This is a genomic window from Arthrobacter sp. KBS0703 (genome assembly GCF_002008315.2).
Lineage (GTDB): Bacteria > Actinomycetota > Actinomycetes > Actinomycetales > Micrococcaceae > Arthrobacter.
On sequence record NZ_MVDG02000001.1, the window covers coordinates 2,739,158 to 2,757,800 of the forward strand.

Annotated in this window: 11 protein-coding genes, 3 rRNA genes and 1 pseudogene; 7 read left to right on the plus strand and 8 right to left on the minus strand. The window is 61.8% G+C overall.

All coding sequences use genetic code 11. The features are described from left to right. The first annotated feature begins 510 nt into the window (after positions 1-510). Complete coding sequence (locus tag B1A87_RS12815; protein ID WP_078028481.1) at positions 511-2,664, plus strand: bifunctional diguanylate cyclase/phosphodiesterase; 2,154 nt, start codon at positions 511-513, stop codon at positions 2,662-2,664. 116 nt (positions 2,665-2,780) lie between these two features. On the opposite strand, the gene B1A87_RS12820 is transcribed toward B1A87_RS12815, so the two are convergent. The 5 genes from B1A87_RS12820 to B1A87_RS12840 form a co-directional block, all read right to left on the minus strand. Next, positions 2,781-3,635: an SDR family NAD(P)-dependent oxidoreductase gene (locus B1A87_RS12820; RefSeq protein ID WP_078028482.1), complete on the minus strand. Its 855-nt coding sequence runs from the start codon at positions 3,633-3,635 to the stop codon at positions 2,781-2,783. A gap of 142 nt (positions 3,636-3,777) precedes the next feature. Then, on the minus strand, positions 3,778-5,316 hold the full coding sequence (locus tag B1A87_RS12825; protein ID WP_144275810.1) for an alkaline phosphatase family protein: 1,539 nt from the start codon (positions 5,314-5,316) through the stop codon (positions 3,778-3,780). A 286-nt stretch (positions 5,317-5,602) separates the two neighbouring features. Next, a 5S ribosomal RNA gene (gene rrf / locus B1A87_RS12830) occupies positions 5,603-5,719 on the minus strand. A gap of 231 nt (positions 5,720-5,950) precedes the next feature. Next, positions 5,951-9,083 (minus strand): 23S ribosomal RNA (locus B1A87_RS12835). Positions 9,084-9,637: 554 nt separating this feature from the next. Further along, positions 9,638-11,166 (minus strand): 16S ribosomal RNA (locus B1A87_RS12840). Together the 16S, 23S and 5S rRNA genes form the textbook arrangement of a ribosomal RNA operon. A 607-nt stretch (positions 11,167-11,773) precedes the next feature. Here B1A87_RS12840 and B1A87_RS12845 point away from each other — a divergent pair. The 4 genes from B1A87_RS12845 to B1A87_RS12855 all read left to right on the plus strand — a co-directional run bounded on the left by B1A87_RS12845 (position 11,774) and on the right by B1A87_RS12855 (position 14,254). Next, positions 11,774-12,031: a hypothetical protein gene (locus tag B1A87_RS12845; RefSeq protein ID WP_078027742.1), complete on the plus strand. Its 258-nt coding sequence runs from the start codon at positions 11,774-11,776 to the stop codon at positions 12,029-12,031. Positions 12,032-12,173: 142 nt separating this feature from the next. Further along, positions 12,174-13,553, plus strand: coding sequence for a GAF domain-containing serine/threonine-protein kinase (locus B1A87_RS12850; RefSeq protein ID WP_078027612.1), 1,380 nt, complete (start codon positions 12,174-12,176; stop codon positions 13,551-13,553). 152 nt (positions 13,554-13,705) lie between these two features. After that, a complete protein-coding gene (locus B1A87_RS23015; RefSeq protein ID WP_185982316.1) occupies positions 13,706-13,867 on the plus strand; it encodes a hypothetical protein in 162 nt (53 codons plus the stop codon). 204 nt (positions 13,868-14,071) lie between these two features. After that, positions 14,072-14,254 (plus strand): PspC domain-containing protein, encoded by a 183-nt coding sequence (locus tag B1A87_RS12855; protein ID WP_078027614.1) that lies wholly within the window; start codon positions 14,072-14,074, stop codon positions 14,252-14,254. A gap of 36 nt (positions 14,255-14,290) precedes the next feature. On the opposite strand, the gene B1A87_RS12860 is transcribed toward B1A87_RS12855, so the two are convergent. Together B1A87_RS12860 and B1A87_RS23020 are read right to left on the minus strand one after the other, a co-directional pair. Then, positions 14,291-15,301, minus strand: coding sequence for an exonuclease domain-containing protein (locus B1A87_RS12860; RefSeq protein WP_078027615.1), 1,011 nt, complete (start codon positions 15,299-15,301; stop codon positions 14,291-14,293). A 129-nt stretch (positions 15,302-15,430) separates the two neighbouring features. Then, positions 15,431-15,862, minus strand: coding sequence for an SRPBCC family protein (locus B1A87_RS23020; RefSeq protein ID WP_185982317.1), 432 nt, complete (start codon positions 15,860-15,862; stop codon positions 15,431-15,433). 261 nt (positions 15,863-16,123) lie between these two features. On the opposite strand from B1A87_RS23020, the gene B1A87_RS12870 reads away from it, so the two are divergent. Next, positions 16,124-16,420 (plus strand): hypothetical protein, encoded by a 297-nt coding sequence (locus B1A87_RS12870; RefSeq protein WP_078027617.1) that lies wholly within the window; start codon positions 16,124-16,126, stop codon positions 16,418-16,420. 38 nt (positions 16,421-16,458) lie between these two features. Then, positions 16,459-16,722 (plus strand): hypothetical protein, encoded by a 264-nt coding sequence (locus B1A87_RS12875; protein WP_078027618.1) that lies wholly within the window; start codon positions 16,459-16,461, stop codon positions 16,720-16,722. 110 nt (positions 16,723-16,832) lie between these two features. Here B1A87_RS12875 and B1A87_RS12880 read toward each other — a convergent pair. After that, positions 16,833-18,473 (minus strand): annotated as a pseudogene (locus tag B1A87_RS12880) (alkaline phosphatase D family protein). Positions 18,474-18,643 lie beyond the last annotated feature (170 nt).

Genomic DNA, 18,643 nt, shown 5'->3' on the forward strand with positions numbered 1-18,643 from the left:
GAAATTTGGCGGAGGGGGCCCCACAACAGGTGGGGCGGCGTTCGCTGCGGGAGACAGTCCCAGCAGGGAACCGGCCAGCAGGAGTGGCGGAGCGAGTCGACGGGCTGTAGTGCGTTTCATCAGGTTCTCCAAGTGCTCGGCGGCCGCCTTTGGCCGCAGAAATCATGGCAAAGTGACGCAGCAATCGCTGCGCGTATTCCGTGGAAGGTGCCGCCAGCTTCATCACGGTTATATTCGTGGCGCGGGCCGTGCGCTCTTCACGGCGTTGAGGAGGTAAGCGTACTTCCCGTTTCCTCCCTTTAGAAGTTAAATCACCCATTGATTAATCGTCCTTCGTATGCTTATTGCCACCCAAGAACGTTTCCGAATCGCCGGTCAATACTGACGTTGCACGCAAATTGAGCCCGTCGAAACCCCGCAAGGGTCGAGTCCCTAGGCAACGAACCTCTATGATTTCCAGAGGGGAGGACGCTCAATGAATATTTCCTGGTCTCACGTGGTGGCTGCATAATGGCCGTTCCTTCACGCCCCGGGCAACGGCTGGAAACCGGCATCGAGGGCGTGCTCTTCGACGCGCTGCCGGACGCCGTGCTGGTGATCAGCGGCGCCGGCATTATCAGCCAGGCCAACGCCGCCGCGGACCGGCTGTTCGGGTACGAACAACACCAACTGCTGGGCAAGGACCACCGCATGGCCTTTGCCGACGGGCACCGGCGCGGCTTTGAGCAGCTCTTCGCCGGCCTTCGCCAAAGCCAGGAATCCGGCCACGACGTCCCGGCCCCCACACCGTTTGAAGCCCACGGCCTGCGCAGCGACGGGACCGAGTTCCCGGCCGAGGTGGCCTGCTCTTTCCTGCATGCGGACCACAGCACATCCGTGGTCGCAGCAGTCCGCGCGACGTTCCACCGGGAGGAGGCAGATGCCGGGCTCCGCGAGGCGATGTCACTGCTCAGTGCCACCCTGGAATCGACGGCGGACGGCATCCTGGTGGTGGGCATCGACGGAAAGATCGCCGGCATCAACGAGCAGTTCACCACCATGTGGGGCATCCCCGACGAACTCATGGCCACCGGCGATGATGCCGCCGTCATCGACTACGTGCTCGGGCTGCTCTCCAACCCGGCAGGCTTCGTGGACAAAGTCAACGAGCTGTACGCCCACCCCACGGCGGAAAGCCACGACGTCCTGGACTTCCTGGACGGCCGCACCTTTGAACGCTACTCACGCCCGCAGCGGGTAGGCAACGCGGTGGTGGGCCGCGTCTGGAGCTTCCGCGATGTGACTCCCCGGCGCCGTGCCCAGGAACAAGCGAGGCAGGCGATGGCGGAACTCGCCGAGCAGGCCGCGCAGCTCAAGGCGATGGCGTTCCAGGACCCGCTGACCGGGCTGGCCAACCGGAAGCTGTTCCACGACCAGCTGACCGAAGCCCTGCACGGCAAGGACGGCACCGCCGTCGACGTCCTCCTCCTGGATTTGGACGATTTCAAGGAGGTCAACGACATCCTTGGCCACCACGCCGGCGACCAGATGCTGGTGGAGGTGGCCCGGCGGCTGAGGGCCTGCGTCCGGCCGGAGGACACCGTGGCCCGGCTGGGCGGCGATGAGTTCGTGGTGCTCCTCACCGGGTCCACCGACGCCGAAGCCGTGGCGGAAAACATTGTGCAGTCGCTCAACGTTCCGGTACGGATCGAGGGATCCATGCTGCGGCCCAGCCTGAGCCTGGGGCTTTCTTCGATGTGCGAGGATGCCGTGGCCGCGTCGGAACTGCTGCGCCGGGCGGACGTGGCGATGTACGCGGCGAAGGCCGCCGGCAAGAACCGGTTCATGCGCTTCCAGCCCGAAATGATGACCGCGCTGGTGCAGCGGACGGCCATGGAAGCGGGCCTGCGGCTCGCGGTCGACGACGGCGGGATCACCGTCAATTTCCAGCCGGTCGTTTCGCCGCGGCTGGGTGAAGTGACGCAGTTCGAGGCGCTGGCGCGGTGGGCCCGCGGCGGCGAGAGCGTCCCGCCGTCGCAGTTCATTCCGACGGCGGAGCGCAGCGGACTGATCTCCACGATCGGCATGCACATGATGCGGGAAAGTTTCCTGCAGCTGCGGGCATGGCTCGGCGGACGGCTGGACCGGTCTCTCGCGGTGAACGTCTCCAGTGTGCAGCTCGGGGAGCGCGACTTCGCCGACGCCGTGCTGTGCCTGGCCGCATCCTGCGGGATGGATCCGCGGCAGCTCGTGCTGGAGGTGACCGAGAGCGTGTTCCTCGACCCAGACGCCCACGTGATCCGGCAGCTCGGAAGCCTGCGCAACGCCGGGGTGCGGGTTGCCCTGGACGACTTCGGCACGGGCTATTCTTCGCTGGGCCGGCTTCAGGACCTGCCCGTGGACGCGGTGAAGATCGACCAGTCCTTCGTCTCGATGATCCGCACAGGGGCGGAGAAACTGCCCATCCTCAGCTCCATGATCAACATGGCCCACAGCCTGGGCCTGCGGGTCACGGCGGAAGGCGTGGAGACGGCCCAACAAGCCGCCTACCTGACGGACCTGCAGTGCGATTCACTGCAGGGTTACCTGTTCTCGCATCCGGAACCCGAGTCCGGACTGGAGCTGGCCATCCTGCGCTCGGCCGACGCCATCGACGCCCTGGAGGGCCTGCGGCTAAGGCGGTGAGGCGCCGCTCCCCGCCGGTTGAGCAGCATTCGCCGCTGGTTGAGCCTGTCGAAACCTCTGGATCTCGACAAGCTCGATCAGCGGTAGAGAAGCTCGATCAGGGGTACCCGCCTGCGTCAGGCGTTGTCCAGCTCAGGCTTTTCCGCCGGCTCGCTGGCCGTCACCATCTCCTGGCTGCGGTCCCACAGTTCACGTGCGAGATCGGCGTCGTAGGCCTGCTTGTTGGCCTTGGCCAGGGCGCGCTTCGCGTAGTAGGCGCCGGGTACCCAGTCCTGCCCCGGCGTCGAGGTCGCGAGCCACACGAGGGTGTCTGCGCCCTGTTCCGGGGTCAACAGGAAGCGGTTGATGATCGTCTTGTAGGCGTGCCGCATCCAGCTGGTGGACTCGGCCGCGAAGTTCGTGGCCACCACGCCAGGGTGGAAGGCCGCCGTCGAAATTCCAGCACCGCCGAAGCGGTTCTGCAGCTCCGCGGTGAACAGGATGTTCGCCAGCTTGGCAGTTCCGTAGGCACGGTTGGTCGAGTACCTCCCGGCCGAATTCAGGTCATCCAGTTCCAGCTTGCCGAACCCGTTCGCCGCGCTGGCGGTATTGATGACCGTGGCGCGGCTGGCCGTGAGCACATCCATCAGTTCGGTGGTCAGCAGGAACGGAGCCAGGTGGTTGATCTGGAACGTCTTCTCGTAGCCGTCCACGGTGAGCTCGTGCGCGCCCATGATGCCGCCGGCGTTGTTCACCAGGACATCAATCCGCGGGTACTTTTCCTTCAGCGCAGCGGCCAGCTCCCGCACCTGCGCCAGCTCGGCGAAGTCACTGACGAAGTAGTCGGCACGCAGTTCCGCGGCCACCGCTGCGGTTTTCTGCGGGGAACGCCCGACGACGACGATCCGCTCGCCTGCCTTCGCTAGGTTCCGAGCGGCTGCTGCTCCGATGCCGTCGCTGGCTCCGGTGATGACGATGGTGCGCTGGGGCATGAGGGTCCTTTGAGTGACGTCGGAGATGGCCTGGCAACCGGAACCCAAGCTGAACTGGCTCCGCTCTCACAACGACATCCGGCCGGGATATGTTCCTCGGCCGGATGTCGGCTGTTTGCTACGGAGTTGTGATTCGAGGAGGCTACAGGTTCAACGCCGGCCGAAGGCTTTGCGCCTGCCCCGCGTTGAGGAGGAGGACGTTGATTCCCAGCATTTCCTCTGTGGCCCGCAGCAGGGAGTAATGGCTGAACGAGCCCTGCACCACCCTGTTGGGGACGACCGAGGGCGCCACGACGAAGTTGGGAACGGGCGTGTCCTCGTCAAAGAGCACGAACACTGCCGTTCGCCCTGCCTGATAGCTCTGGCTGTTAAGGATGACGGGAAGCCATCCGGAAAGCCACGTGTCACCGGTTGCGATGCTGCAGTCGTGCATGTCGTTGCAGACGTTCGGCGTGATGAAGGAGAAATTCGGCAGGGTGTTGTTGGCGAGATCGCGGGCAAGGTTTCCAGAGGTTGGCGTGCCCAGCGAGATGTTGTTGGTGGCGCACGCCGTCCTGTCACCCGGACCCTGGTAATACACTTCCGGGTTGTGCCGAACCATATACAGGCCGGAGGAACTCAGCCGGCAGTTGGTGGACATGTCCTCCTGATAGCTCTTGTAGGTCAGGCCTCGTGTCCTGACCTGCCTGAAGATGTTGTCGCTGGTGATAGGCGGAAGGTTGCCGGGATTCGAGTCGCTGGTGACTCCCTGGGTGCTGCCAGAGGTCATGGCCAGATAACTGGGGAGGGACGGCAGCCCCTGGCCGGCGTCGCTCCAGGTGGAGACCGAGGCGCACTGCCGGGCAGTCTGGCTCATGTACGGCGCATTCGGGCTCCCGATGACCTGCGAGTAGGTCTTGTTCTCGAAGAGAACCCATATGACATGGTCGTAGGTCTGTCTCTTATACACATCTAGATGTGTATAAGAGACAGCCGGCGGCGTCGCTGTCTGGCCGCAGGGGTTGGCTGGCGGAGGCGGCGGTGGGGGCGGCGGCGGTGGAGGTGGCGGAGGCGGGGGCGGCGTTGCATTGGTGGTCAGTATCAGCTGGGGCCGGCGGGTGGGGTCTGCGGTCTCCTTTGAGCTGTAGATCACTCCGTCGGAGGACGTGTTGCTGATCCGGAACGAGTAGGTCCCGTCGCCCTTGATGACGCTGAAGACGTCCACTTCCACGAAGGTATTCTGCGTTGCGGCGCCCACCGACGCGATCACGGCGGTTTCGGCTACCGGTGCATTGTTGAAGTTGATGGTGTTTTCAACCCACGAATTGTTCAGGACCCTCCGGAACTGGCCACCGAGGTTGGACGGGTCGGCTACGAACAGCCGGAGCTTTGCCCCGGTAACGGTACTGCCCGTGCCGCTTACGGTGAATTTCAGGAACACCATTTCGACCGGTGAATTGTCGGCTTTCAAGCCGGTAGCCGTGCCGTAGTTGGTGGTTGGAGTGTCCCGTTTCACCACTGCGTCCGCAGAAGGGGAGATGGTCACGGTAGCCGCTTCCGCGGGGCCTCCGATAATCGAAATTGTGGACACGAGTAGGAAAGTTGTAGCCAGAGAGACCAACCTGGCGCGCGGAAACCGGTGCTTGAGCGGCTTCCTGCGGGTGCTCTTCCTGGTTTTGGGGAAGTCAGTTTCGATGCTCATCGGGGACTCCTAAAGCCGATGTACGCATCGTCATCGATGCGTCTGTACACCTTAGCCATATGCAGAAGGAAAAAGACCAAAGTTCTGCGGCAAAATATTTGGAATCCCGCAAACAATGATCGCGACTGGCATCTGACCAGAGCATATGCGTCGCCAGGAATATCCAACTTCCTGGAAGAAAAAGGCTCATGAGTTTGGATAAACGTTTAAGCACCAAAATTGGATAAACGTTTAAATGCGGGAGAGCCCCAACCGTGTGGTTGGGGCTCTCGACCGTGTAATGGTTGTCCGGCGGTGACCTACTCTCCCACACCCTCCCGGGTGCAGTACCATCGGCGCTGTGGGTCTTAGCTTCCGGGTTCGGAATGGGACCGGGCGTTTCCCCCACGCTATGACCGCCGTAACCCTTGCTCCCGTCCCGCGGGTGTTAGGCCCGGGGTGGGAAATTTGTGGTTACAACATCCCTGCCCGGTGAAGGGCAGGTGTGGTGTTGTTATGTAGTTGTTGGTTCCTGTGCAACAAACCGGTGGTGCGGGTTTGTTGGTCGGGAACCACATAGTGGACGCAAGCAGTCTTGTTATCTTCGTACCGCCCCTGGGTGCAAACGCTTTTGAATCCGTTTGCGGGGTGGTGTGTGGTGTAAGTTATCGGCCTATTAGTACCGGTCAGCTTCACGAGTCGTTAGTCCTCGCTTCCACATCCGGCCTATCAACCCAGTGGTCTGGCTGGGGGCCTCTCACACACAAGGTGTATGGAAATCTCATCTCGAAGCGAGCTTCCCGCTTAGATGCTTTCAGCGGTTATCCCATCCGAACGTAGCTAATCAGCGGTGCACTTGGCAGTACAACTGACACACCAGAGGTTCGTCCGTCCCGGTCCTCTCGTACTAAGGACAGCCCTTCTCAAATTTCCTGCGCGCGCAGCGGATAGGGACCGAACTGTCTCACGACGTTCTAAACCCAGCTCGCGTACCGCTTTAATGGGCGAACAGCCCAACCCTTGGGACCTACTCCAGCCCCAGGATGCGACGAGCCGACATCGAGGTGCCAAACCATGCCGTCGATATGGACTCTTGGGCAAGATCAGCCTGTTATCCCCGAGGTACCTTTTATCCGTTGAGCGACGGCCATTCCACAATGTACCGCCGGATCACTAGTCCCGACTTTCGTCCCTGCTCGAGATGTCTCTCTCACAGTCAAGCTCCCTTGTGCACTTACACTCGACACCTGATTGCCAACCAGGCTGAGGGAACCTTTGGGCGCCTCCGTTACTTTTTAGGAGGCAACCGCCCCAGTTAAACTACCCATCAGGCACTGTCCCTGACCCGGATTACGGGCCGAAGTTAGATGTCCAAAGTGACCAGAGTGGTATTTCAACGATGACTCCACCCGAACTGGCGTCCGGGCTTCAACGTCTCCCACCTATCCTACACAAGCCACTCCGAACACCAATACCAAACTATAGTAAAGGTCTCGGGGTCTTTCCGTCCTGCTGCGCGTAACGAGCATCTTTACTCGTACTGCAATTTCGCCGAGTTTATGGTTGAGACAGCGGGGAAGTCGTTACTCCATTCGTGCAGGTCGGAACTTACCCGACAAGGAATTTCGCTACCTTAGGATGGTTATAGTTACCACCGCCGTTTACTGGGGCTTGAATTCTCAGCTTCGCCTTGCGGCTAACCGGTCCTCTTTAACCTTCCAGCACCGGGCAGGAGTCAGTCCGTATACATCGTCTTGCGACTTCGCACGGACCTGTGTTTTTAGTAAACAGTCGCTTCCCCTGGTCTCTGCGGCCCCGATCCCTCCCACCAGCAAGTGGTGTTCAAGGTTGGGGCCCCCTTCTCCCGAAGTTACGGGGGCATTTTGCCGAGTTCTTTAACCATAATTCTCTCGATCGCCTTAGTATTCTCTACCTGATCACCTGTGTCGGTTTGGGGTACGGGCGGCTAAAACCTCGCGCCGATGCTTTTCTAGGCAGCATAGGATCACCGAATCCCCCTTTACGGGAGTCCCGTCAGATCTCAGGCATCATGAACGGCGGATTTGCCTACCGTTCGCCCTACATCCTTGGACCGGGACAACCATCGCCCGGCTCGGCTACCTTCCTGCGTCACACCTGTTAATACGCTTGCCTCCCAGGATCAGGTCCCGCGCTCCACCAAAACCCGCACACCACAAGGGTGATAGGGCAGGCTTCGGGCAGTTAGTATCCCCTGTTCAACATGGACGGTTTTTCGCCGGTACGGGAATATCAACCCGTTGTCCATCGACTACGCCTGTCGGCCTCGCCTTAGGTCCCGACTTACCCAGGGCAGATTAGCTTGACCCTGGAACCCTTGATCATTCGGCGGACGGGTTTCTCACCCGTCTTTCGCTACTCATGCCTGCATTCTCACTCGTGTAGGCTCCACCGCTGGTTTACACCGCGACTTCACTGCCCACACGACGCTCCCCTACCCATCCACACTCCTGAACCACGAAGGCTTGGAAAATATGTGAATGCCACAACTTCGGCGGTGTACTTGAGCCCCGCTACATTGTCGGCGCGGAATCACTTGACCAGTGAGCTATTACGCACTCTTTTAAGGATGGCTGCTTCTAAGCCAACCTCCTGGTTGTCTTCGCAACTCCACATCCTTTCCCACTTAGCACACGCTTAGGGGCCTTAGTTGGTGGTCTGGGCTGTTTCCCTCTCGACTATGAAGCTTATCCCCACAGTCTCACTGCTGCGCTCTCACTTACCGGCATTCGGAGTTTGGCTGACGTCAGTAACCTTGTAGGGCCCATTAGCCATCCAGTAGCTCTACCTCCAGCAAGAAACACGCAACGCTGCACCTAAATGCATTTCGGGGAGAACCAGCTATCACGAAGTTTGATTGGCCTTTCACCCCTACCCACAGCTCATCCCCTCCATTTTCAACTGAAGTGGGTTCGGTCCTCCACGACGTCTTACCGTCGCTTCAACCTGGCCATGGGTAGATCACTTCGCTTCGGGTCTAGATCACGCCACTGCAACGCCCTATTCAGACTCGCTTTCGCTACGGCTTCCCCACACGGGTTAACCTCGCGACGTAACACTAACTCGCAGGCTCATTCTTCAAAAGGCACGCCGTCACAACTACTATGCGATCACTCGCGGTTGCTCCGACGGATTGTAAGCACACGGTTTCAGGTACTGTTTCACTCCCCTCCCGGGGTACTTTTCACCTTTCCCTCACGGTACTGGTCCGCTATCGGTCATTAGGGAGTATTTAGGCTTATCAGGTGGTCCTGACAGATTCACACGGGATTTCTCGGGCCCCGTGCTACTTGGGATACTCTCCAGGCGGTGCACAGCATTACGGTTACGGGGCTCACACCCTCTACGGCCGGCCTTTCAAGACCGTTCACCTATACCTGCACCCTCACCCCACTGTCCCGGCAGAGACAGAACGGAAAGTCCCACAACCCCGCCCATGCAACGCCCGCCGGCTATCACACATGGAACGGTTTAGCCTGATCCGCGTTCGCTCGCCACTACTAACGGAATCACTATTGTTTTCTCTTCCTGCGGGTACTGAGATGTTTCACTTCCCCGCGTTCCCTCCACGCACCCTATGTGTTCAGATGCGGGTCACCAGGTGGCTCGCGCCCCTGGCGGGGTTTCCCCATTCGGACACCCTGGGATCACAGTCCGGTTATCGACTCCCCAGGCTTATCGCAGATTCCTACGTCCTTCTTCGGCTCCTAATGCCAAGGCATCCACCGTGTGCTCTTAAAAACTTGACCACAAAAGATCAAAAACGCTAATTTACGAGAGAACCACAGAAACCAACCACACCCAACAACCACACCCCAAAAAGGGCGCCATCATCACGCGCAGCCAGATCCAGGTTCATATTCTTGGAAATTGCTTCTTATAAAAGATGCTCGCGTCCACTATGTAGTTCTCAAACAACAACCCCGTACCACACACCCCACACACCAGCCCCTCCCAAAAGAAGAAACCACCATGCATGATCGGTGCAGCCAGGAAACCAGAAACACAAGTCCCACACCCCGCACCACCGTCCCCCGCAAGGGACGGCCCGCGGGCCATGGTCCTGTTGCCTCAGGACCCAACAGTGTGCCAAACACTAAACCGCACGCACCCGCCCCACCGTTCCAGGCACCCCTCAAGAGAGGAACCGTACTGGGCAAGGAAAAGAACCTGCGGCCGCTATCCGTTGATATTCCACCCATGAGCACCCGCCGCAGAACAATCGCCTGCGCAACGGGCTTTACTCCTGACAACCCCTCCACACTCACATACATGAGGCAAGGCGACTGTAGGTGCTCCTTAGAAAGGAGGTGATCCAGCCGCACCTTCCGGTACGGCTACCTTGTTACGACTTAGTCCCAATCGCCAGTCCCACCTTCGACGGCTCCCTCCCACAAGGGGTTAGGCCACCGGCTTCGGGTGTTACCAACTTTCGTGACTTGACGGGCGGTGTGTACAAGGCCCGGGAACGTATTCACCGCAGCGTTGCTGATCTGCGATTACTAGCGACTCCGACTTCATGGGGTCGAGTTGCAGACCCCAATCCGAACTGAGACCGGCTTTTTTGGGATTAGCTCCACCTCACAGTATCGCAACCCTTTGTACCGGCCATTGTAGCATGCGTGAAGCCCAAGACATAAGGGGCATGATGATTTGACGTCGTCCCCACCTTCCTCCGAGTTGACCCCGGCAGTCTCCCATGAGTCCCCGCCATTACGCGCTGGCAACATGGAACGAGGGTTGCGCTCGTTGCGGGACTTAACCCAACATCTCACGACACGAGCTGACGACAACCATGCACCACCTGTGAACCGGCCCCAAAGGGGAAACCACATTTCTGCGGCGGTCCGGTCCATGTCAAGCCTTGGTAAGGTTCTTCGCGTTGCATCGAATTAATCCGCATGCTCCGCCGCTTGTGCGGGCCCCCGTCAATTCCTTTGAGTTTTAGCCTTGCGGCCGTACTCCCCAGGCGGGGCACTTAATGCGTTAGCTACGGCGCGGAAAACGTGGAATGTCCCCCACACCTAGTGCCCAACGTTTACGGCATGGACTACCAGGGTATCTAATCCTGTTCGCTCCCCATGCTTTCGCTCCTCAGCGTCAGTTAATGCCCAGAGACCTGCCTTCGCCATCGGTGTTCCTCCTGATATCTGCGCATTTCACCGCTACACCAGGAATTCCAGTCTCCCCTACATCACTCTAGTCTGCCCGTACCCACCGCAGATCCGGAGTTGAGCCCCGGACTTTCACGGCAGACGCGACAAACCGCCTACGAGCTCTTTACGCCCAATAATTCCGGATAACGCTTGCGCCCTACGTATTACCGCGGCTGCTGGCACGTAGTTAGCCGGCGCTTCTTCTGCAGGTACCGTCACTTTCGCTTCTTCCCTACTGAAAGAGGTTTACAACCCGAAGGCCGTCATCCCTCACGCGGCGTCGCTGCATCAGGCTTGCGCCCATTGTGCAATATTCCCCACTGCTGCCTCCCGTAGGAGTCTGGGCCGTGTCTCAGTCCCAGTGTGGCCGGTCACCCTCTCAGGCCGGCTACCCGTCGTCGCCTTGGTGAGCCATTACCTCACCAACAAGCTGATAGGCCGCGAGTCCATCCAAAACCACAATAAAGCTTTCCACCCCCACCATGCGATGAGGAGTCATATCCGGTATTAGACCCAGTTTCCCAGGCTTATCCCAGAGTTAAAGGGCAGGTTACTCACGTGTTACTCACCCGTTCGCCACTAATCACCGGTGCAAGCACCGGGTCATCGTTCGACTTGCATGTGTTAAAGCACGCCGCCAGCGTTCATCCTGAGCCAGGATCAAACTCTCCGTTGAAGTAAAACAGACACAACATGCGCCCCCGGGAAAACGGGACACGCACCCTGCACAAAATTTGAAACCAGCTGTCAAAACCAGACCACACCACGGGGTGGCGCAACCTGGCAAATTCAACCAATTCATATAAAATAAACCGGTATCAACAAACTTGGCACACTATTGAGTTCTCAAACAACAGACACACCCGGCACCACCACAACCAAACAGCCGTGGATCGCTCCGGAGCAACTTTTCAAACTTACCCGGTCCGGCGAACCTTTGCAAATCAGCGTTTCCGCGATTTTCGGTTCAACAGGAAGGTCCCCGCCCGTCGTCGGCGCACTAGTAAGTACGCCATTTTCGGGCTGTTTCATTGGGGTCGGTCGCTATTTTTCCGCTTCAGCGGCGGCGACTCGAATTACTTTACACACCCGGAATCATCCGCGCAAATCGGCCGGCCGGACGCCGTAGTCCCACCGAGCAGGCCGGCGCGACGGGCGGTTGGAGACGACTAGACAGAACGGTCTGTCTCGCATAGATTTCAAGGAGATCACTGGCCCTCGGGCGGCGATCCGTTAACGCTGAAGCAGAACGGCGGATCAATATGCTTGCCTTGGAGGACCCCATGACTGCCACCCATTTCGAACGATTTGTAGCCGAGGCCCTCACTGCGGAGCGCGAGACCGACTCCCAGCTGACCCCGGACGATCTTTACGGCCTGTACACAAGCTGGTGCCTCATTCACCAGACAGAGCCCCAGCCTCCCGCTGCCTTATGGGCATCGCTCAAGGACCAGGGCATCTCTCCCGAGGACTGTGAGCTTGCCATGACCGGGCCGGCAGCTGCGGACTACATCCTTGCCAGCGCACCAAGCCTCATATAGCCCAGTCATCCAGGAAGAGTCGATGCGAATCGGCTCTTTCGGCCTTTTAAGCCACTCGCTTTTAACGCACTCCTGCTAAAACCTCACAATCTAATACGCGTACGGGCCCCGAGCACCGCGCGGCAAGACCCAAAGGCACACGATGGACGTACAGTCCGGTATTTCAGCAGACACGATCCTAGGCGGCAGGTACCACGTCCTGGAACAAATCGGATCGGGCGCCATGGCAAACGTCTACAGGGCCTTGGACGGATTCCTCGAGCGCGACGTTGCGGTCAAGATTGTCACCAAGTCCCGCGGCAACGATGCGCCGCACGACGACGAGGCGGAGCTGAAGGTTCTGGCGCGCCTGAACCACCACAGCCTGGTGACCCTCCTCGACGCGGGCGTCGACAGAACCGAACCGGAACGGCCGCGCATCTACCTCGTGATGGAGCTGGTGGAGGGCCCGGATCTCAAGCGCCGCCTGGCGGACGGGCCGCTCCCGGCCCGCCATGCAGCCCAGATCGGTCACGACCTCGCGGACGCCCTCGCATACATCCACGAATGCGGCGTAATCCACCGGGACGTCAAACCCGGAAACGTCATGGTCTTCGACTACGACCATGACGCCGCAAGGATGCGCGCGAAACTCACGGACTTCGGCATTGCCCTCATTGCCGATAAGCCCGAGGGTCCGGACGGCGGTTTCCTCGGAACCGCCGGGTACCTCAGCCCGGAGCAGGCAAGGGGTGAGCGCGTCGGTCCCGCCAGCGACGTGTACTCGCTGGGCCTGGTGCTGCTCGAATGCCTCACCGGCCAGCAGTCCTTTCCGGGCGATCCGCTGCAGAGTGCCCTCGCACGGCTGATCGAGGATCCGAGAATCCCTGCCACCCTGGAGCCGGAGTGGCAGATGCTCCTGGCCGCCATGACGGCACGGAATCCGGAGGACCGGCCCTCGAGCCGGGAGGTGACACAGGCCCTGCAGGACCAGTCCGCCGGCAGCAGGGCAAAGCACAAAGTGGACACCGCCCTGATCCCCAGCGACGAGGAGGCCAGGATGGAGGCCGTTCGACGCTATGCCATTCTCGATACCCCCGCCGACGGCGCCTTCGACAGGGTCACGTCACTGGCCGCCAGGGTCTTTTCGGTGCCCATTGCAATCGTCTCGGTTGTGGACCACGACCGCATCTGGTTCAAGTCCCACCACGGCGTGGCCGTTGAGGAGATCGACAGGGATCCCGGCCTGTGCGCGTCGGCGATTCTGCAGGACGACGTGTGGGTCATCGAGAACGCCCCGGAGGATCCGCGGGCCCTGGCGAATCCGCTCGTCGCCGGCGAGTTCGGCCTCAAGTTCTACGCCGGGGCGCCCCTCAAGTCCCGGGACGGGTACAACCTGGGGACCCTGTGCATCCTCGACTACGAGCCCCGCGTCCTGGATGCCTCGGAAGCCGAGATGCTCGGGGACCTCGCCGCGGTGGTCATGAACGATCTCGAACAGCGCCTCGAAATCCGGACCGCCCAGTCGTCCACCTCTTCCTGAGGCGCATTCCTGCCCCCCCCATTCCGGTCCCGCGGAGCCCAACGTTTCTCTAGGTTTCCGCGGGGACGATGGGCAATGTCCGCAAAAAGCTATGGGGGGGACATGAATTCTCGTATTTCAATTTCCGGCCGACAGCGCTTCAGGGCCCGGCCGTGAGCATCTTGGACGTCCACGCCCATGGCGGATTTGTTCCCCTGGCCGTGACGGACGTCCCGCTGCGCTTTCCCTCGCCCGGAACGTACACCCGTGCCGTCGATTATCTGTGCTGGACTGCCCCGCAGAAAGTTGCCTCCCGCACCGTCATTGCCGCCTGACCGGCTCTCCTCATGTGAATGTCCGGTCACCAAAAGCTCGACGGCGGGAGGGTGCCAACGATGCTGTCCTCCCGTCGTCGGGGTAAACCGGGTTCAAGGCCCTTCCGCAATCCACGGCAGCCGGCAAGGCCGTGCCGATCCGAACCCGAGATTGACTCTCCCGGACCGCTTACCTGGCCCCGGACCGGCTGCTAGTGTGGCGAAATGGCAGCATTAATGGCTCGGCCCAGGGACGGCAAAATCATCGCAGGAGTCTGTGCAGCGCTGGCAGACCGCTTCGGCATCTCCAGGACGCTAGTCCGCATCGGCTTCGTTCTCTTCGGCTTGTTTGGCGTCGGAGAACTCGTCTACATCGCTTTGTGGATCATCATTCCCAAGGCCCCATAACTCAGGAATCCAAGAATCTGGTCTGTGGCGGCGCGATTACCTGGCAGACCAGATCCTTCGCCAGCCGGCGGTGATGGAGGCCCAGACACCCCACGCTGCGGCCACCGCCAGCGCCGCCTCCACCGCGCCGGTTCCTACTTGGCCCGCGGAGAATGACTGGATCGCGAGGCCGGAAAGGGCGGACAGGAAAAAGGCGGCAAGAAGTCCCGCCGCCAACAGGGCAAGGCCGGATTTTACGCCGGACCTGGCCCCCCGGCGGCCCCCCGGCCGTGCGGGGGCCGGGGTGGGAGTGGCTTCGGCCCGCGGGGCCGGGTTCGGAGCCGTTTGCGCTTCTGCGGGACGCACCGCGTCGGCAGGCCCGACGGCGTCGGGCGCCTCGCCGTAACGCGCTTCGCCGTCCGGCGCCTCACCGTCGCGCGCGTCGGCGTCGGTCGCTTCACCCTCCGCCTCAGATTCCTCATCACGGACGCGCCGGCCCTGGCGCCGCTGGCCGATCGAGGCGGCAGGGCCACCCCAGATCTCGGCCAGGCTGGCGAACTGGCGCAGGGCGGCGATGGTCAGGACTACGTTGGCGCAGGCCAGGGCATTCGTGCCGGGCTCGTGATGGCGGACGGGCGGGAGCTTCAACGCCTCCAGTACGTCGTTGAGGTTGTGCTTCGGCAGCCCCAGCTCGGTCCGGGCCAGTTCCTGGGCACAGTAGAAGTCCTTGGCGGGCAGGTCCAGCTGCAGTTGTTCGGTGGCTTTCCGCATCACGGAGGCGTCGTACGGGGCGTCGTATGCCACCAGCTGGTCCTCACAGGCGAACTGCAGGATCCCCTCGATGGACATCTCCCAGTCCGCTGCGTGCACAATGTCGCGTTCCCTGATGCCGTGGACTTCGACGTTGATGGGATCGAAGTGGTCGATGCCCGGCGGCGGTTTGATGAGCCAATGCGATTTGTCCACGACTTTTCCGTCCCGGACCTTGACCAAGCCCACAGCACACACCGACCCGGGGTTGCTGTTCGCGGTTTCAAAGTCGATGGCGGTAAAGCTGATTCCAGCCATGAATGCCTCCCCCAGGCGCGCTAAATGGGCGGAAGGCGCAGCTGCTTGGCCTGTTCCGCTGACGGGAACATTCTCGCAGATGGCATGCCAGATTACAGTCCCGCCGGCATTGTGAACCGCCGCCCCGCGTCAGCGTTCGAGCACCGACTTGAGGTTGTTGACAAAGACCCTGTTCCTGCGCGGCACCATGAAGGCCATGGCCGGCGCCATCACCGCGCTCAGCCCGCGGGGCCGCATTTCCACGCTTCGGGTGAACCGGGCGCCTTCCGGCGCGGGCTCCACGGCGTAGGTGATCAGGGGCCGGAGGCCGGCGAAGTCACCGCGGTACACCACCCGCTCCCCCTGCGACACTTCCAGCGCCGTGAACGTGCCCTCGGTCTTGCCCATGAACGGCTTGAACCGCAGGGGGTACGCCGTGCCGACGGTTGGCACGGGCTCCGTGGCAGGGTCCACCGAGTCAATGTCGACGTGCCAGGCGGGTTCATTACGCAGATCCGCGACGTAGGCGAAGACCTCTTCCGGCGTCCGCCTGATGATCACGCTTTCAGCCGACCTGACCACGGATCCTCCTCCGCCCGCCACTACAACCAGGCCATCGCCGGACGCCCGGACCTGCAGCGAAGGCGTCCAGGACCTGCGGCAATGAGCCGATTTGTGGCTCTCAGTGTACGCTTCGGGGCGCCGTCTGGGCACTGCGCCGCGGGCAGTCCACGGCCCAAGCAACTCACCGTTGACACCCCACCGGCGGCGGAGTACCACGGGGCTTAGACGGTCCACTCCCGGGCCGTCTCTGGTTTGTTCTGAAAGCCTTAGGAGCATCACATGCCTGTCGCCGTCATCCTGGATTTCCCCGGTGGAACACTCGAGCAGTATGACCAAGTCCTTGAAAAAATGGGCTTCACGCCGGGCGGACCCGGCGCCCCTGGCGGCCTCACCCACTGGGTAGCGGCCACGGACACCGGCATCCGTGTCGTGGACACCTGGGAGAGCCGCGAACTGTTCGAGGCATTTACGCAGGAGAAGACCACACCAATAGCCGCCGAAGTGGGCATCCCCGGCCCGCCGGAGATCACGTTCTTCGACGTGCATAACTACCTGACCGCGGGCCCCAAGGCGTAAGCCACCACCCGAAGCAACGAGCACCAAGGAGTACCGTTATGGCTGTTTCAGTCGTCCTGCACCAGGTAGCCGACTACGATGCCTGGCGTAAGGTCTACGATTCGTTCGCCGACGTGCAGAAGGCCGGCGGCGTCACCAAGGAGTCCGTACACCGGATGGCCGGCGACCCGGACAACGTTCTAGTCCTCCACTACTTCGACACCGTGGACGCCGCCAAGGCGTTCTTCGCCAATCCGGAGCTGAAAGACGCCATGCAAAGGGGCGGCGTCCAGGGCGAACCGAGGATTGAGTTCTTCGAATAGCGTGGCCGCCGGCAGGGGACGTAAAACTTCAGAAAGCCCGACGGCGGGTGGCCGGCAATGATTGCCGGCCACCCGCCGTCGGGCGTTACCGCTGGTTGAGCTAAACCTGGTCAGCGCTCCGGCTGCAGAGCCTTGCTCCAGAGCACGGTGCCGTTGGCGTTGCGGAGGCTGACGGTGAAGACATCGTCCTCGCCGAGGTCCACGTGGCCGAAGTACTGGCTTTCGCCGCTGCGCGGGGACTCGTTGGCGTAGGCGCCGGCCCTGAAGAAGGCCACCTCGGGGCCGAAGGTGCCGTCCATCTGGCTGGGGCCGAACGTTCCGGCGTTGATAGGGCCAGCCACGAATTCCCAGAAGGGGTCGAAGTCCTGGAACGAGGCCCGCTCCGGCGAGTAGTGGTGGGCGGCGCAGTAGTGGACGTCAGCCGTGAGCCACACGACGTTTTTAACCCGGTTGCGCTTGAACGCGGACAGTACCCCGGCGATCTCGAGTTCCTTGCCCAAGGGGGCGCCGGCGTCGCGGTTTGAAAGGGACTCCTGGTTGACCGGGCCGTCCGGCACGATGATGCCGAGCGGGAGGTCGGCGGAGATGACCTTCCAGGTGGCCTTGGACTTGCTGACTTCCTTGATGAGCCAGCGGGCCTGTTCCTCACCGAGGATGTGGGTCAGGCTCGTTTCCTTGCCGTCCGTGTTGGGGTCCTTGAAGGTGCGCATGTCCAGGCAGAAGATGTCCAGCTGCGGGCCGCGGGAGATTTTGCGGTAGATGCGGGCTGGCTCGAAGCCGGTGCTGCCATCGCTCAGCTGGGCGATGGGCTGGTACTCCTGCCAGGCCTGGCGGCCGCGGGCGGCGAGCACGTCCACGCGGCGTTCGGTGTAGCGGGCGTCGGTGATGATCTGCCCGGGGTACCAGTTGTTGTGGGTTTCGTGGTCGTCCCACTGGGCGATCACCGGGACCTCGGCGTAGAGGGCACGGATGTTCTTGTCCATCATGTTGTAGCGGTGCCGGCCGCGGAACTCGTTGAGCGTCTCGGCCACCTTGGACACCTCCTCGGTGACGAGGTTGCGCCAGACCTGCCCGTCCGGCTCCGTGACCTCGGCGGCGATGGGGCCGTCGGCGTAGATGGTGTCGCCGGAGTGGATGAAGAAGTCCGGCTTCGTGGCGTGCATGGCAGCGTAGCCGCGCATGCCGCCGATGTCCTCGTTGATGCCCCAGCCCTGGCCGGCTGTGTCACCGGTCCAGACGAAGCTCTGGCGACGGGGTGTGCGGCCGCTCGCGAACCCGCCCGTGCCGGGCGCGGTGCCGAAGGAGCCGCGGGCGGTTTCGCCTGCCTGGCCCTCGGGGTCCTCAAAGTGCATGGTCAGGGCGAACCGCGTGCCCGCCGGGAGGTCGCGGGCATTGATCTTGGACGTGAAGTCGGTGGCCTCGCTGGCCCGGGTCCCCGGAGCACCCGCCGGAAGGCGCGGCCGCCGCGGGCGGGCTGTCTCTTATACACATCTAGATGTGTATAAGAGACAGACCGCCAGCAGGCTGGCCACCAGCCGGCCGGGGCCAGACGCGCGGGACCACAGGACGCCGGAGTCGGCGGTGACATCGCCGGTGGAGATGCCGGACGGGAGGGTCAGGCGGTCGCGGACCAGCGCGACGCCGGAGGGCCGGGCTGCGTGCGCGGGCACGACGAGTGAAGGGGTGACGGCGGCAGCACCGGCAGCGGCGATGGCGCCTTTGAGGATGTTTCGGCGGGTGAAAGGAGTCATGCTGCCATCGTTGACGGTGCGTGTGAACCGGCGGCGACGGTGATGTGAACGCCCGCGTTACGTCGGGTTTCCCGCTAGCTCACTCCGCAGGCTGTGTTGCGTCTGCTGTTCGGGGCCTCTGTTAGCGGCCACTGTTCGCGAGAGTTCATCGGGACTAGGCTTCTGCCCGC